Annotated in this window: 15 protein-coding genes; 4 read left to right on the top strand and 11 right to left on the bottom strand. The window is 64.5% G+C overall.

The genetic code is table 11. The features are described 5' to 3' along the window. Window positions 1-100: 100 nt before the first annotated feature. The 3 genes from B4N44_RS12185 to B4N44_RS12175 form a co-directional block, all read right to left on the bottom strand. Window positions 101-853: a Fic family protein gene (locus B4N44_RS12185; protein ID WP_296701161.1), complete on the bottom strand. Its 753-nt coding sequence runs from the start codon at window positions 851-853 to the stop codon at window positions 101-103. A gap of 18 nt (window positions 854-871) precedes the next feature. Next, complete coding sequence (gene ppk2, locus B4N44_RS12180; RefSeq protein ID WP_296701159.1) at window positions 872-1720, bottom strand: polyphosphate kinase 2; 849 nt, start codon at window positions 1718-1720, stop codon at window positions 872-874. A 502-nt stretch (window positions 1721-2222) separates the two neighbouring features. After that, on the bottom strand, window positions 2223-3032 hold the full coding sequence (locus tag B4N44_RS12175) for a 20S proteasome subunit A/B (protein WP_296701157.1): 810 nt from the start codon (window positions 3030-3032) through the stop codon (window positions 2223-2225). Between the two features lie 318 nt (window positions 3033-3350). Between B4N44_RS12175 and B4N44_RS12170 the strand changes: the two genes are divergently transcribed. Next, on the top strand, window positions 3351-4814 hold the full coding sequence (locus tag B4N44_RS12170; RefSeq protein ID WP_296701155.1) for a dihydrolipoyl dehydrogenase: 1464 nt from the start codon (window positions 3351-3353) through the stop codon (window positions 4812-4814). On the opposite strand, the gene B4N44_RS12165 is transcribed toward B4N44_RS12170, so the two are convergent. Next, complete coding sequence (locus B4N44_RS12165; RefSeq protein ID WP_296701153.1) at window positions 4747-7803, bottom strand: efflux RND transporter permease subunit; 3057 nt, start codon at window positions 7801-7803, stop codon at window positions 4747-4749. The genes B4N44_RS12170 and B4N44_RS12165 overlap by 68 nt on opposite strands. 15 nt (window positions 7804-7818) lie before the next feature. After that, on the bottom strand, window positions 7819-8880 hold the full coding sequence (locus B4N44_RS12160; RefSeq protein WP_296701151.1) for an efflux RND transporter periplasmic adaptor subunit: 1062 nt from the start codon (window positions 8878-8880) through the stop codon (window positions 7819-7821). Between the two features lie 230 nt (window positions 8881-9110). Between B4N44_RS12160 and B4N44_RS12155 the strand changes: the two genes are divergently transcribed. Both B4N44_RS12155 and B4N44_RS19810 read left to right on the top strand, forming a co-directional pair. Continuing rightward, window positions 9111-9308, top strand: coding sequence for a hypothetical protein (locus B4N44_RS12155; RefSeq protein WP_296701149.1), 198 nt, complete (start codon window positions 9111-9113; stop codon window positions 9306-9308). Further along, the gene (locus tag B4N44_RS19810; protein ID WP_349681083.1) at window positions 9278-9562 is read left to right on the top strand and encodes a helix-turn-helix domain-containing protein; all 285 of its coding nucleotides are present in this window, start codon (window positions 9278-9280) and stop codon (window positions 9560-9562) included. The genes B4N44_RS12155 and B4N44_RS19810 overlap by 31 nt, the downstream gene beginning before the upstream one ends. A 127-nt stretch (window positions 9563-9689) precedes the next feature. Here B4N44_RS19810 and B4N44_RS12145 read toward each other — a convergent pair whose 3' ends face one another. The 6 genes from B4N44_RS12145 to B4N44_RS12120 form a co-directional block, all read right to left on the bottom strand. Beyond that, a complete protein-coding gene (locus tag B4N44_RS12145) occupies window positions 9690-10199 on the bottom strand; it encodes a M48 family metallopeptidase (protein ID WP_296701145.1) in 510 nt (169 codons plus the stop codon). Continuing rightward, window positions 10177-12141: a type I restriction enzyme subunit R domain-containing protein gene (locus tag B4N44_RS12140; RefSeq protein WP_296701142.1), complete on the bottom strand. Its 1965-nt coding sequence runs from the start codon at window positions 12139-12141 to the stop codon at window positions 10177-10179. The genes B4N44_RS12145 and B4N44_RS12140 overlap by 23 nt, the downstream gene beginning before the upstream one ends. Before the next feature lie 2 nt (window positions 12142-12143). After that, the gene (locus tag B4N44_RS12135) at window positions 12144-12359 is read right to left on the bottom strand and encodes a hypothetical protein (protein WP_296701140.1); all 216 of its coding nucleotides are present in this window, start codon (window positions 12357-12359) and stop codon (window positions 12144-12146) included. 89 nt (window positions 12360-12448) lie between these two features. After that, the gene (locus B4N44_RS12130; protein ID WP_296701138.1) at window positions 12449-12673 is read right to left on the bottom strand and encodes a hypothetical protein; all 225 of its coding nucleotides are present in this window, start codon (window positions 12671-12673) and stop codon (window positions 12449-12451) included. A 17-nt stretch (window positions 12674-12690) separates the two neighbouring features. Beyond that, complete coding sequence (locus B4N44_RS12125) at window positions 12691-12966, bottom strand: restriction endonuclease subunit S (RefSeq protein ID WP_296701136.1); 276 nt, start codon at window positions 12964-12966, stop codon at window positions 12691-12693. Window positions 12967-12985: 19 nt separating this feature from the next. Then, window positions 12986-13987, bottom strand: a complete 1002-nt coding sequence (locus tag B4N44_RS12120; protein ID WP_296701134.1) for a class I SAM-dependent DNA methyltransferase — start codon at window positions 13985-13987, stop codon at window positions 12986-12988. 438 nt (window positions 13988-14425) lie between these two features. Between B4N44_RS12120 and gltS the strand changes: the two genes are divergently transcribed. Then, a complete protein-coding gene (gene gltS, locus B4N44_RS12115; RefSeq protein ID WP_296701132.1) occupies window positions 14426-15664 on the top strand; it encodes a sodium/glutamate symporter in 1239 nt (412 codons plus the stop codon). Window positions 15665-15912: the final 248 nt, after the last annotated feature.

Below are 15912 nucleotides of genomic sequence, written 5' to 3'. Positions count from 1 at the left end.
TCGTCAAATCCGCCGGGGCCGATCCCATCCAAAAGCATCGCATACCGCGCTGGGCGCGCGCTGGGCGCGGTTTAAGTCATTGCGCAGCGGAAGCCGTCGATCACGCCGCCCCGAGACGTTCCAACAGGGTCTGCATGGCGTGCAGCACATGCCCGGCGATCAGGGTGATGAAGTCGGTTTTGTCGGCATCCAGATTGGCCTTCTCCAAGGCATCGTAGTAGGCGCGGCGGCTGTCGGTGTCGCCGGGGATATTGGCGATGCAGTAGCCGTCGGCCAGCAGGCCCAGATTCATAACCAGGCGAGCCGTGCGGCCATTGCCGTCGAGGAACGGATGGATCGTCACCAGCCGCTCGTGGGCCTCGGCGGCGCGCGCGACGGGGTGCAGGCGCAAGGATTCCTCTGTAAGCCACCGCCCGTAGTCCTCCATCAGCTTGGGCACGGCCCAAGGCTGCGGCGGCAGATGGCGGCTGCCGGAAATCATCACCGGCAGGTTGCGGTAGCGTCCGGCGTTGTCGCGGTCGATGCCTCGCAGGACCAGCGCATGAATGTTGCGTACCTCGGCTTCGTCCAGTGCCGTGCCCCGGACTGCCAGCTCGCGGATGTAGAGGATGGCCTCGTAGTGGTTGATCGCCTCGAGGTGCTCGCGCAGAGGCTTACCGCCGATCGTGAGGCCCTTGTTGACCACCAGATCGGTCTCGCGCAGGGTGAGTGTGTTGCCCTCGATGCGGTTGCTTTCGTAGGTATACTCGATGTCCAGCGCCTGCTGCAGTTGTGCGCTGGTGAGTGGCCGAGCGGCATCGAGCCGGGTCTTCAAATCGTCGATCTGCGTGAGAAGGGTTTCGAGCTCAGCCATGTTCCTGGTCTCGGCGGATCACCAATGCTCGGGGATCCATCGCCGATCGACCATGGTGACCTCGTCGTCGTAGGCGTCGTCCATGTCGCGATCCGGCATCTTCACCTTGGTCTTGGGTAGCGGGTCGTACGGGAATTGGCTCAGCAGGCGGCGGATCACGTTCAGGCGTGCCCGCTTCTTGTCGTCGGAGCGCACGATCGACCAAGGGGCTGTATCCGTGTCTGTGGCGCTCAGCATGAGGTCGCGCGCGCGTGAGTATTCATACCAGCGCTTGCGTGACTCCAGGTCCATCGGAGAGAGCTTCCACTGCCGCACGGGGTCTTCGATGCGGGCGCGGAAACGTCGCTCTTGCTCGACCTCGCCGACCTCGAGCCAGTATTTGATCAGCGTGATGCCTTGCTCGACCAGGTTGTTCTCGAACCAGGGGGTCGCCGTCAGGAAGTGATCGCGCTCGTCCTCGGTGCAGAACCCCATCACGATCTCCACCCCGGCGCGGTTGTACCAGCTGCGGTCGAAGATGACGACCTCGCCGGCCGCCGGGAAATGATTGAGATAACGCTGCATGTAGAGCTGTGTCTTCTCGCGGTCGGAGGGCGCCGGCAAGGCGACGATCTGGAAGACGCGTGGACTCAGGCGCTCGGTGATCGCGCGAATGGTGCCGCCCTTGCCGGCGGCGTCGCGTCCCTCGAAGACGATGACCACGCGCTCGCCTGTGCGCTTGATCCACGCCTGCAGGGCGCTGAGCTCGATCTGCAGCTCGCCGAGCTCACGCTCGTACGCCTTGCGGCGCATCTTCTCTCGCGATGCGGCCGTTTCGGGGGCTGTTTCCTCATGCTTCGCTTTCTTCTTCCCGTCGTGTTTCGACATGGGCTCGCCTCCTCGTTGTTATTGACCTCGCCCGGAAACCCGGCTACGTCGCTGCAGAGCGGTCGGGTGGACAAGCGAAGCGCAGTCCACCCATGCACCGGCGTCGTCGCAGGGTTCGGTGGACTTCACTCTCGCTCGCGGTCTGCAGCGTCCGTGGCGGGTTGGGCGCGGGCACCGGAGACGGGTGCGGGGCGACTCAAGTCGCCCCTACGCCCGCCCTTACGCCCGCCCTTACGCCCGCCCTTACGTCCGCCCTTACGTCTGCCCCTACGTTTGCCCCTGCAGCATCATCGGTCCTGCCCGGAAATGACCTTAACCCGCGTCTAGAGCGAGATGCTCGCGTTCGATTGGTTTCGACGTTCGGTACATCCACGGCCCCTATCGGGGATGCGGTTTAAAATAATATAGCTTTTATTATCTTAAGCCGCGCCTGCTCCAACGGTTGTCAAGTCTGCCGGGGCCGATCCCATCCCAAAAACTCGCATACCGCGCTGGGCGCAGTTTAACTCTGCATCTGATGCGGACTCTCGGACTCGGCACCGCTTGCCGTATCCGGCTGCTCCCACGGAAAGTGAGGCAGGCCGAAGAAGGCATGGCGGACACTCTCGATCCAATCGCGGGTCATCGTCTCCAGCTCCGCCGAGTGCTCCTCGAGTCGGAGGCGCTGCGACGGCGCCAAGGCGTCTTTCGGACAGATCGCGACCTCGAAAGGCGGCCCGACGGTTAGGTTGGAGCGCGCCGTCCCGGCAAGCGAGACCAGGCAGACACGTGCCCCGTCGTTCAGGGAGAGATTGGGCGCCACGATCTGATCCAGGATGGGTTTGCCGTACTTGCTATCGCCGATCTGCAGGAAGGGCGTCTCGGGCGTCGCGGAGATGCTGTTTCCCTGAGGGTAGATCATGAAGAGTCCGTGCGGTTGCCCGGCGATCTGTCCGCCCAGGATAAAGGTGGCTTCAACGCTCGCGCCGATCTGCCGCAGCGCGGGACCATGCTCGTTCTGGACCGCCAGGTTGACCTGGCCGATATAGTTCGCCGCCTCGAACAGGTACTCCACGCTCGCGAGCGTGACGGCGGGGGGCGGGTCGGTTTGGCTCGGATTTGCGGCTTGATCGAGATCGCGACGAATGCGGTGCAACACCTCTTGGGTGGTCGCCAAATTGCCGGCTGCAAGCAGAACGAACATCCGGTCGGGCGCCGGCTGGAAGAGATGCAGCTTGCTGTACGAGGAGATGTAATCCACGCCCGCATTGGTGCGGGAGTCGGATGCCATCACAAGGCCCTGGTCGAGACAGAGTCCAACGCAATAGGTCATTGGGGTGAATCTCCGAGGGGTTGAAGAGGCGGTCGACCCGGGTGATGCGGATGCGAAAAGAGTCGTTCCACCCGAGCGGAATCACGACAATACGAGCAGCATCGAACGTCATCCGGGCGGCGTCAAGAACCCCCGTCGGTTGGCGGTACCGGCGCGGGATTGTCATCGCGACGTGCGAGCATGGACAATCAAGTTAAACCGCGCCGACTCCGGCGGTCGTCGAGTCTGCCGGGGCCGATCCCATCCAAAAACATTGCATACCGCGCCGGGCGCGGTTTAACCGTCGGGTCATCCGGCGACTCATTCGGGGAGAATCAGGTGAAAGAACGCAACGTCGACGTCGCCATCATCGGCTCCGGCACCGCCGGACTGAACGCCATGGGGCAGGTCCGCCGAGCGGGCAAGAGCTTCGTCCTGATCAACGGAGGCGAACCGGGGACGACCTGCGCACGGGTTGGCTGTATGCCCTCCAAGGCCATGATCCAGATCGCCGAGGATTATCATCGACGCACGCATCTGGGCAAATTCGGCATCGACGGTCACCAGGGCATGACCCTGAATATCGCCGAGGCGCTCGAGCATGTGCAGGATCTGCGCGACACCTTCGTGGATCGCGTCCTCGGCAGCAGCACCGACGACATGCCGGAGGATCTCTTTATTCAGGATTACGCCCGCTTCGTCGAGCCGACCCTGATCGAGGTCGCCGGTCAACGCATCCGTGCCAAGGCCGTCGTGATTGCGACCGGCTCGCGACCCTTGGTGCCCGAGCCTTGGAAGGCGTTCGGCGACCGCGTCATCACCACCGACGACATCTTCGAGCTCGAGGATCTGCCTGCCGCCATGGCGGTGATCGGGCTCGGGACCATCGGTCTGGAGATTGGGCAGAGCCTGGCCCGGATGGGTGTGAAGATCACCGGGTTCGATGCGGTCGACCGGATCGCCGGGGCTCAAGATCCGGAGGTCAACCAGTCCGCCATCGAGCTGCTCGGCAAGGAGTTCCCCATCCATCTGGGCGCTCCCGCCGAGATCGCCGCGGAAGGCGATCGGTTGCGGGTCACCGCGGGCGAGCAAAGTGTCCTGGTCGACAAGGTGCTCTGCAGTATCGGGCGCGTGCCTAATGTCGAGGGTCTCGGGCTGGAGATCCTGGGTGTTCCGCTCGATGCGCGCGGCATCCCGTCCTTCGATCCGAACAGCATGCAGATCGGCGCCCTGCCGGTCTTCATCGCGGGCGACGTCTCCGGATACCGGCCCATCCTCCACGAGGCCGGCGACGAGGGCAAGATCGCGGGCTACAACGCGGCTCGCATCGACACCGCCGCCGCACCCGAGCGTTTCCGTCGCAAGGTTCCGCTCTTCATCAACTTCTGTGATCCGAATATCTGCGCCGTGGGGATGCGCTGGAACGCGCTCGACCCGGAGGCCACCGCGGTCGGACAGATCAAGCTTGCCCCGGTCGGGCGTGCGCTCATCATGGGCAAGAACAAAGGGGTCATCCGCGTCTACGGTGACAAGGCAACCGGCCGCATTCTGGGCAGCGAGATGATCGGACCCAAAGGCGAGAACCTCGCCCATCTGCTCTGCTGGGCGATCGCGCAGGGTCTGACCGTCGGCGACCTGCTGCGCATGCCCTTCTATCACCCGGTCATCGAAGAGGCCCTGCAGGCCGCACTCTACGACCTCTATTCCAAGGTCGATGCCAAGAACGGCGGGGGGATTACGGAGCTGGAGCGTCTGGAATCCGAAACAGCACCGCGTACAGCAGTGGCACCACGACCAGGGTGAGTGCGGTCGCGAAGGCGAGCCCGAACATGATGGTCACGGCCATGCTCTTGAAGAAGGGGTCGAGGAGCAGCGGCGCGACGCCGAGGATAGTGGTCAAGGCGCCGAGGAAGACCGGCCGGGCACGGCTCACCGCGGCATCGAGGACGGCGTCCAGACCGGCCTTGCCGTCGCGCCGCTCGGCGTCCGCCTGGTCGACCAGGACGATCGAGTTCTTCACCAGCATGCCGATCAGGCTGAGGAAGCCCAGGATCGCCATGAACTCGAACGGCACGCGGAAAAGCAGCAGACCGATCGTGACCCCGATGATCGCGAGCGGCACCGTCAGCCAGATCACCAACGGCTGGCGGACGGCGTTGAACATCACCACCACCGCGAGCACCATCGCCGCGAAGCCGTAGGGCGCCGAGAGGGCCAGCCCCGCGTTCGCCTCCCGCGAGGCCTTGTATTCGCCCTCCCACTCCAGCGCATAGCCGGGCGGCAGGGCGATCGCCTCGACCGCGGGGCGCAGCCGCTCGAGCAGGGGGCCGGACAGCTCACCGGGCGGCGGGTCGGCCTGCGCCTTGATCGTCGGGAAGCGGTTCACCCGGCGGATCACGGCATCCTCCCACGCCACCTCCACCCCGTTCACGAGCTGCCCCACAGGGAGGTAGCGCTGGGCGGTCGGGCTGTAGACCTGCACATTGTCGAGCTGGTCCGCCGTGGCCCGCTCCGCCAAGGGGGCCCGCGAGACGATGGGGACCAGGCTGTCGCCCTCGCGGTAGACGCCGACCTGCGCACCGGTGAAGGCGCGGTTCAGCGCCGCGCTGATCTGGGTGACGTCGACGCCCGCGCGCTGCGCGGCGACCGGGTCGACCGCGGGGCGGAGCACCGGCACCTTCTCGCGCCAGTCGTCCTGGATCGCCACGGCGTCCGGGTCGTTCGCCATGAATGCCTTGGCCTGCTCGGCAAGCGCGCGCAGTACCTCCGGGTCGGGGCCGCGGAAGGCCGCCTCGATCTTCTTGCCGCCGCCGCGCCCCAGCATGAACTTCCACACCTTGATGGCGGCATCGGGATGGCGCGCCTCGAGCTCGGTCTGCAGCTCTGCGATCAGCGGGGCGATCTGATCGGCGTCCTCCACGTCGACCAGCAGTTGGCCGTAGGCGCTGTTCGGGTCCTCCGGGACGTAGGTGAGCATGAAACGCAAGCCGCCCTGACCGATGAAGCCGGTGGCATGGGTCACCCCGGGTTTCCCGCGGACGTGGGCCTCGACTTCGGCAAGCTCCGCGGCGGTCACCTCGATGTCCGTGCCCTGGGACAAGTAGAAGTCGACGACGAACTGCGGCCGTGCCGACTCGGGCATGAAACCGGGCGGCACGGCGCCGAAACCGAGCACCGCGGCCAGGAGCAGGGCCAGCAGCCCGATGCCGGTCCCGAGTCGCCGGCGCAGCAGCACCTGCAGCAGGCTGCGGTAGCGCCCGAGCACGGGGCCAGAGCCCGAGCCGACACCCGCTCCCTCCGTGACCTTGACCTTGAGGAAGCTGACGCAGAACAGCGGCGTCAGGGTCACCGCAAGCAGCCAGCTCAACAGCATCGAGTAGAGGATCACCCAGAACAGCGACCCGGCATACTCGCCCATGTCGGTGGGGGACAGGCCGATGGCGCTGAAGGCGAGGATGCCCACCGCGGTGCCGCCGAGCAGGGGCCACTGAGTCGCCTGCACCACCTCGACGGCGGCCCGGGTGCGCTCCTCGCCCTTCTGCAGCCGCACCAGGATCCCGTCGGTGACGACGATGGCGTTGTCCACCAGCATCCCCAGCGCGATGATCAATGCGCCGAGCGAGATGCGCTGCATGGCGATCCCGTCCAGGTGCATCGCGATCAGCGTGCCGGCCACGGTGAGCAGCAGGATGGCGCCGACGATGAGGCCGCTGCGCAGGCCCATGAAGAGCACCAGCACCAGGACCACGATCACCACCGCCGCCACCAGGTTGGCGACGAAGCCGTCCACCGCCGTGCGCACCGCGTCGGACTGGTAGGAGATCACGTTGAGCTCCATGCCGACCGGGCGCTGCGACTCGAGCTCCGCCAAGCGTGCGCGCACCGCGTCACCCATGGCGACCACGTTGCCGCCGGCGAGATTGGAGACCCCGAGTCCGATGGCCGGCGCGCCGTCGTAGCGCACCAGGGCGCGCGGCGGCTCCAGCACCCCGCGGGTGATGGTCGCGACATCCTTCAAGGCGATGACCCGATCGCCGCCGGACGAGGCGAGGACGATGTTGCCGATCGCCTCGACCGAGTCGACCTGCCCCGTGGGGCTGACTGCCAGGCGTTGGGGTCCGACCCTCAGATCGCCTGCCGCGGCGAGCAGGTTCCGCTCGCGCAGGACCTGATGAATCTGCTCCAGGGAGACGCCGAGCTGAGCCGCCTTCGCCGCGGCGATCTCGACGAAGATGGCGTCTTGGGGCGCCCCTTGTGTCGCGACCCGGGCCACCCCCGGCACCAGCACCAGCTCGCGCTCCAGGTCCTCGACATAGTCGCGGATCTGCTCCAGGCGATAGCCGTCGCCGGTGACCGCGAAGAAGAGGGCATAGACGTCGCCGAAGTCGTCGTTCACCACCGAGGGGCCGGCCCCCGGCGGCAGCAGGCGCTGGGCATCCGCGACCTTGCGTCGCAGCTTGTCCCAGACCTGTTCGAGGTCGTCCTTGGTGCGGGCGAAGCGCAGATCGATCTCCACCGAGACCCGCGACTGGCCGAGGGTGGAAACGGACGTAACCTCCTTGACCTCCTGGAGCTGCTGAACCGCGCCTTCGATGGCATCGGTCACCTCCTCGGCGACCTGGGCCGGCAGCGCACCCGGATAGGGGGTGACGATGACCGCCTGACGGATGACGAACTCCGGGTCCTCGAAGCGCCCGAGCTGCTGGTAGGCGATGTAGCCGCCGACAAGCAGCACCAGACAAGCCAACCAGGCGATGGTGCGCATGCGCAAGGTGTAAGCCGCGATGTTCATGGCGCCCTCCCGACCCTAAAGCGCGTGGACCAGCATGCCGTCGCGCAGATGGTTGACGCCCGCCGTGACGATCCGATCGCCGGGCGCAAGCCCGGCGAGCACGACGATGTCCTCACCCTGAATCGCGCCAACCTCGATCGGCCGACGGCTCACCCGCGAAGACTGCGGGTCCACCACCCAGACCGACGGCGCGCCGTCGGTCCCGGCGATCACCGCACGCAGAGGGACGCGCACGCTGGCCGGACCCTCGCCGACCGGCGCGTCCGCGGGGAGCACCTCCAGCGCCATCCCGGGCAACAGCGGCGCGTCCGCCGAACGCGTAACGCCGAGCACGGCCTCGTAGGTCTGGGTCTGCGCATCGGCTTCGGTCGAGAAGGACTTGAGCGTGACCGGGAAGCGGCGCTCGGGCTGATCGGGGAAACGGGCAAAGCCCGCAACCCGTTTCGGCTCCCCGCGCACCACCCGCTCCGGGACGTGGATGACGATCTCCAGCTCGTCGGTGCTCTGGAGGCTCACGATGGGCTCCTTGGCCTGGACGTTTTGGTAGTTTTCCACTAGCCGGCGGGCGATGGTCCCACCAAAGGGGGCGGTCAGCCGGGTGTCGTCGAGGTCCTTGCGCGCCGCGGCGAACGCCGAGCGGGAGACCTCCATGGCCGTGCGCTTCTGATCGACCTCCGCCCTAGGAACCGCCTTGTTTCGATCCCAGAGCTCCCGCGCCCGCTCGTAATCGGTGGTGGCCTTGTCGAGCTCGGCCTGCGCGGCGGCGAGCTGTGTCTCGAAGCTCTCGGGGTCGAGGCGCGCGATCAAGTCACCGGGCGCCACGACCTCGCCTTCCGAGACGGGAAGCTCGATGATCTTCCCCGGGACATTGAATGCGAGCTCCGCCCGCTGAACGGCGCGCACGCGGCCGGGGAAGCGCAGGCCGGAGTCGAGTCCTGCGGGGACGATCTCCAGAATCTGCGCCGGACGGGACGTCTCGAGCGCCGCGGAGGGAGGCGAATGCTCCTCGCACCCGGAGAGCAAGAGGGACAGGCCCAAGAGTCCCCAAGCGCGCGCCAGTTGGTGATGGATGGACATGGGCTCTCTCCCGGTGTTGGATCTGGTGGATAGATCCGGCCGTTGGATCTGTCGATCGTTTTGCGCGATCGCCGTCTGTCCGGCCTGACGGTTGAACGTCCGCGGCAGCCGCCGAGTCTGTCCGAGCAGCGGCTTGTCGGCAATCCAGTGACCGCCCAAACTGGGCGGATGCGGGCGGCCTCGCCGTCTGCCCGGCAGTTGCCCTCGGCCAACCACTCTGGAGCGCGCGCATGGCATTCGACTACGAAGACCTCACCCGGCACTTCGGCCGCATCTGGCCGATCCATACGGCAGAGTTCTGCGACCTCTTGGTTATCCTGCGACGAACCTTCGGCGGCGACCTCGACAGCATGCTGGTGCTGGCGGTGATCGGCACGCGGACCCTGGCGCGGGGGGCATCGACGGCCTGTCGTACCATGAGTTCATAGCGCGTGACCGGGATCAGACTGAGCTCGCCCCGATCAACCTGCAGTCGATCGCGGACTACAGCGGGATCCCGCGCGAGAGCGTGCGCCGAAAGGTGCAGGCGCTCCAGCGTGCCGGTTGGGTCCGCAAGCGCGATGACGGCTATCTGATCGCCACAGGTCAGGCCTCCGTGGATCTGGCACCGGCGACCGAAGCGAGCCTGAAGTACCTGGTCGCTATCGGCGCCGCATGCGCCGAGGCGGCGTCCGCGGACTGACAGTCTTCGAACTGCATTGGCCCCCGGCACATCTTCCGCCCACATCTGTCGTGAAGCACCGGTTCAGGTCAAAGGAACCCCGAGAATGACTCCGTTTTTCGCAGTCCTCTGGTCACTGAATCGATCCTCAGGGCGTGTCGGTCGCATTCTCCCCGGCGAGCCGCTCGGCGAGATCGACAGTGAGGCGGTGTCCGTTTGCCGCCAGCCATTGTCGGGCGCGTTCCGAGCCCGGACAGTGACTCCGCACGGTCAGCCAAAACCGCGTCGAATGATCCGGGATGGCCAGATGGACAAGCTCATGGGTCACGATGTAACGCAGCACATCATCCGGCGCCATCACCAGGCGCCAATTGAACGACAAATTCCCGAGTGCCGAGCAATTGCCCCATTTGGTGCGTTGGTCCATCACAAAGACCTTGCCCGGAGCGCGTTGCAGGCGCGGGCCGATGAGCGCGATGTGGTGTGCGATCTGCTCACGGGCCAGCCGCCGCAGCCAGTTCTCCAGCCAGCCGGAGGCATCCGTGCTCACCAGTTCGTTGACGGCGGGCATGAGGAACAGCGGATCGGTATCGTCCGGGTCGAAGCCCAACGCCGCATAGCTTGGATTCCAGGATTCAGCCAGAAGCGATTGCTCCACCCGCATCCGTCCGCCTTTGGAGCGACTCCAACCGGCCACCAGCAATTGGTTGTCTCGCAAGTGTGCGACCATTGCGCGCGCAATCAGCCAGATACGCCGTGTCCTGACTGGCGGAAAACGCGCGCAGGATCGAGAACAAGGCATATTCTCCCGGTTGCGTGAGGAAGAGCATCTCGGGCTCTTCGATGCGTTTGACGGCTTCATCGGCAATGTCCTGCACGTCCTTCAGGCGCTCCTCCGCCGCCTTGTCGAGCGCATCCTTCTTGGCCTTCAAGCGTGCCAGTCGCTCGCCCAACTGCCGATAGGTGAATCCGGAGCTGTCTTCCTCGGCAAGCTCCGCCGTCAGGATCGCCTCCAGTGCCGCGGCCTTATCCGCGGCGCTCGGGAGCTCATCGAGCTTGCCGACATAGTCCTTGTCGATTTTGAACACGGGTAACGCCAGGGCCGCGTCCATGAAAGCGGTGTTCTGCTCGATCAACTCACGGGTCTTCGCCGAGAGTTCGCCGTAGGTCCCACGCGAGGCATTGCTGCGCAGGCGGCGCCGGTAGGCGACGTAAATGCTGCAAAGCCATCGGTAAATGTCTCGATGAGCGTAGAGACAGGGGTCGGGAGATACGGCCTCCCACAGACGTTCGAGACTCTTGACATTGTGCTCGAAAACCTTGGCGGCATCCGGATCCTTGACGGAGCGCAGGGCGGCCAGCAGGCATTCGCGCGTATCGGCGATCCGGATCCCTTCGAAGCTCTCCATGCAGCGCGCAACCTCGCCCGGCACCGTTGCCTTCAGCGCCTGCCAGTCGATCAATGCCTCCTCGCGGACGTTCTCGTCGAAGTTGAGCGCCTTGGCCAAATCGGTGAAGACGCCGAAGTCATCCACCACGACCCCGGTGCGCTTGCTCATCGCCGGGAGCGGGCGGTTCGTCCGGGCGACCGCTTGGAGCAGGTTGTGGTCACGCAAAGGTTTGTCGAGATACATCACCTGTTCGATCGGGGCGTCGACACCGGTCAGCAGGCGGTCGCAGACGCTCAGGATCTTGAGCGGCGGGCGCCACGTCTCCCGGAGCTCGCCGTACCGCTCCCTGTTCCACTCCTCGGAGATGATCACGTCGGACCAGGCAACGGGTAGCCCGCGCTCCTTGAGCTTGGCGTCCAGCGCATCCTTGAAGCGGGCGCAGGCGAGGCGATCCACGCCCACCCATTGGGCTTTGAAGCCGCTCGGGTCGGGATAAGCAAGGAAGTGCTTCAGCATCTTGCCGACGACGATCTCCACCCGGTCGGGGTGGCGTGCGAACTCCTTCCACTGCGAACGCTGTCGCTGGATCAGATCCTTGGCCTCTTCGTCGTCGACTTCCAGCTCGGCGCACATCTGCTCGAACCCGACGTTCAGGACCTTCTCGTCGAGGACAAAGGGCACCTTGTCGTGGATGTAATGCACCTCCAGCGTGGCCCCATCCTTGATCGCGCGCTTGATCCCGTAGTCGCTGAGATAGCGCTCCTGCTCCCCGCCGATCACCGGCCCGAAATCGCGATGGGTATTGAGCATGGCGCGGTCGATCGGCGTGCCGGTCAAGCCGAATCGGAAGGCGTTGGGCAGTTTCACCCGCATGGCCATCGCGTGGCTCTCTGCCGTCGTGCCTTTTTGCGAACGGCGGCACTCGTCCACCAGGGTGATGATGTTGTCGTCGTCGAGCGGCCGCAGGTTCGCCATCCTTTGAAACGACTGCAGGGTCGTCACGAAGGTGCCGCGCTGCGGCTTTCCGCTCGGATTGCGCAGGATGCCCTTCAAGTCCTCGACACCCATGGCCTTGCGCACGCCGGGGAAGTCGCAGGCGTCGAAGTCGTCGGCGATCTGGGTCTTAAGATCACGCCGGTCCACCACGATCAGCACGGTCGGGTTGTCCAGTGTCGCGCTGCGCGTCAGCTTGTAGGCCGCAAAGACCATGGTCAGGCTCTTCCCTGAGCCCTGCGTGTGCCACGTCGGCTGATCTCCAGGATGGCGGACAGCCGTTGATTCGCGTCGAGCGGAGGCGATTGCCGCGTCTCGCCGTCGTCCGTCAGCACGATGACCTTGACGGGACAGTCTTCCCGCCAATGTCGATAAGGCAGGGGAAGCTGAATCATGCCGTCCTTCAGATGGGCTTCAAATTCGATGGCTTGCATGGGAGACTGTCCTCCGTGCCGAAGAAAAAGCATGATCGATCATCAAACCGTGCTTACCGGATATCGGGCATCCAGCACGAGGTTGATGTTCAATTCTCGAACGTATCCAGCAGGTGATCCGGCAGCGGCTCGAAAAAGCTTGCGTTAACCTGAAATCGGCCCTTCGCTGAACCGATCGGGCGTTTTTCGGGCAGGGTTTGACGCTGTTCTTCATGCGCCAGGCCAAGGCGGAAATAGTGTACGAAGTCGTAAACCTCGGCCGGTTTTTCGGGGGAGATTTGTTTGATTTCATCGATCAGGCGATCTTGCACCATGGCTCGCACCTCAATCGTCAAGTGATTAGACACGCATCGCGCACACGGACTTTGCCGGTGAGGAGGTCGTGCAGGAGGGATTGCTTGAGTCGCTGAAGGGCGTGCTCTTTTTGCTCAAGGGCGCGGATCTTCGCCTTTGCGGCTGTGATGACAGCGGCTATTTGCTGTTGATCCTCCAGCGGCGGTACGGGAAAACGGAAAGCGCGAACCTGGGTCTTATTGGTCGATGCCAAATTCGTTGTTCGCTCGGCAACGCGCATGAAATACCGCTTTGCAATGTCCGATTCGACCATATAGGAAAAGAAACGCGGGTCAAGCAGCGCGGATCCTTAAAGCCGTCCTTCCCGAAGACCTCTTTCTTGAGCTTGTCTTTTTTCTTTTGTCGTCCGTCTGCTGCTCGGGTTTGAGCCACCAGAATTCGTCCGAGAAGGGGAAATTGGCGAGCACGAGCGAAAACTTCCGAAGCTTGCCCGTACCATCCCGGAAAAACGGATCCGTAATGGTGCTGACACCGGCGGCGATGGTCGCCTCCAAACCGTGCAGCACCGAGTTGATCTTGCCGATCGCGGCATTGCCCCAGGTCATCTCTTGGCCGAAATACTGGGCCGCGGTCGCGTGGTGGTCCGTTTCCCGGAGGTCATTCGCCGTATGGACCAACATCCCGCCGCTGCCGCAGGTCGGGTCGTAGATGGTGTCTCCGGGGCTCGGCTCCAGGCAGCGCACCAAGGTGTCCACGACCTCCGGCGGTGTGAAAAACTCGCCGGCCTTGGCGCCGGCGTCGTCGGCGAACTGCTTGATGAGATATTCGTAAGCGCGGCCCAGGATGTCGGGCGGGACGCTGGCGTTGGACAGATCGTGGGTGTCGAAGTGCTGGATCAGGGCGTGGACCACCTCGTTCGGGATCAAGGGTCGGCCGGAGCCATCCGGAGCCGGCTGGTTCCAGTCGACGGTGAAGACGCCCTTCAGCTCATCGTTCGCGTTGGCCACGGCACGCATGGACCGGGTGAGCTTCTCACCCGGATTCACCGATGCGGCCAGGACGTCCCCCCAGCGGCTGCCGGCCGGGATCGAGAAGCGATGCTCGCCGCGGGCGCGGAAGACGGCCTTCTGGGCCTCGGTGAACGAGCGCCCCTGTTGTCGCTCCAGCTCGGCGATAGCGTCGTCCGCCTCGTTCTCCCACTGATCGCACAGACGCTTGTAGAACATCAAAGACAGGATGTAGTTCTTGTAGTCCTGTCCCGCGGTCTTGCCGCGCAGGATGTTGGCAGCGCCCCAGAGGTGGGCTTCGAGCCGTTGTTGGCTGAGTTTCATCATGATCCTTGGGTCATCTCGGACGCGCTCCGGCAGCCGCGAAGCTGCGGCTCGCGCGTTCCGCTGTAGTCGGCAAGCTATTTGACCCCGAAGGTCTTGATCTGTCCATGGATCCCGCCGAATGCATCGGGCACTCTCCGTCTGATCGCGGGCTCGGATCGCCGAGGCGTAAGAGATGCCTCGCAACGAGAGGCATCATCCTCCGAGGCCGAAGTACGCTCAATGGATCGAACGCGGGCGAGCAGATATCCTCTCCCCGCGTTCGAGTGACCCGGCACGGGCTTGCAGGACGCGAGGAAGACTCGCCGAGTCCGAGCACGGCCGGGCCGGGTTGACGCGTACCGGCAGGGTTGCACGCCAAAGCACCTGCAAGTCGATGTGCATAGACACGAAGCCGTGCGCTCGAGCGTGCGCTTCCCCCAACAACCAAGAGGCACGACTATGGAGCTGTTGGACGGCATCATCCGGATCGATTCATTCCTTGCCGTGACGATCGGCATCGTCGTGTTGTTCGTCGGCAAGCTGCTGAACACCAAGGTCGGCTTTCTGCGCGAGTTCAGCATCCCCGAGCCGGTGACCGGCGGATTGCTCTTCTCGGTCCTCTTCGGGCTCCTCTATTTCGCCTCCGGGCACGCGATCGAGTTCGAGCTGCGTGCGCGCGACATCTTGCTGGTCTATTTCTTCACCACCATCGGCATCAATGCGAGCGCGCGTGATTTGCTGGCCGGCGGTCGCCCGCTCTTGATCCTGCTGGCCATCACGATTGCTTTCATGTTCGCGCAGAACCTCACCGGGATCGGCGTGGCCTCGCTCTTTGATCTGCCGGCGGCGGTCGGCGTGGTCGGCGGGAGTATGTCACTGATCGGCGGGCACGGGACGACCATTGCTTGGGCGCCCTCGATCGCCGAGAACTTCGGGATCTCCAACGCCATGGAGATCGGTATCGCCAGCGCGACCTTCGGCCTGATCCTCGCCAGCATCATGGGTGGCCCGATCGCCAAGTTTCTGATCACGCGCCATAAGCTCACGCCCGTGCCGCAGGTCGTCGAAGAGGTGCAGGACGTCGGTCTGACCGACAAGCAGCGCAAGCAAGGCGTCGATCACATGGATTTTCTGGGCGCCGTGCTTGCCATCCACATCTGCATCATCATCGGCTACGCGCTGAACAAGGCGATTGCGGAGGCCGGGCTCATGCTGCCGCTCTTCGTGACCTGTCTCTTCGCCGGCATCCTCATCACCAATCTGGTCCCCGAGAACTTCTCCAAATGGAGCGGGGTGACCTGGCCGACACGCACCCCCGCGGTCGCGCTGATCGCCGACATCTCGCTCGGTGCTTTCCTCGCCATGTCGCTAATGAGCATGCAGCTCTGGACCCTGATCGATCTGGCCGGCCCCATCTTCACCATCCTGGCAGCTCAGTTCGTCCTTGCGGTAATGGTCACGATTTTTGTTCTGTTCCCGTTGATGGGCAAGAACTACGATGCGGCGGTCGTCTCGGCAGGGTTCGGCGGTGTGACGCTCGGCTCGACACCCACGGCCATGGCCAACATGGCGGCGGTCACCCAGCGTTTCGGCCCGTCGCACCAGGCCTTCATCATCGTCCCGCTCGTCTCGGCCTTCTTCATCGACCTGACCAATGCGATGGTGATTCCGTTCTTCCTGAGGACATTTGCAGGATAAGCCGACCGAGGCAGCCCCGAGGGATCGACCGATCTATGAGGCGCTTCGCGCGTCTGTAAGCGACTTAAATGTCTCGCGGGATGTGGGCATCAGCGCTCGGGTGTCCGTCGATACGGCGATCCCGTCTGAGTCGGGGCATTCGTACACGAGGGTCGCGGCCGACCGACGAAATCCTTCCGGGGTCAGCCTCCGATGACGTGCCTGCCGTAAGGCGGTTGGCGATCTGGGCCTTGATCATCGGTTGGTCC

Origin of the sequence: Thiocapsa sp. UBA6158 (genome assembly GCF_002423035.1) — a bacterium.
Taxonomy (GTDB): domain Bacteria; phylum Pseudomonadota; class Gammaproteobacteria; order Chromatiales; family Chromatiaceae; genus Thiocapsa.
The sequence above is the reverse complement of the archived record's forward strand: the minus strand, read 5'-3'. Positions and strand labels throughout refer to the sequence as shown.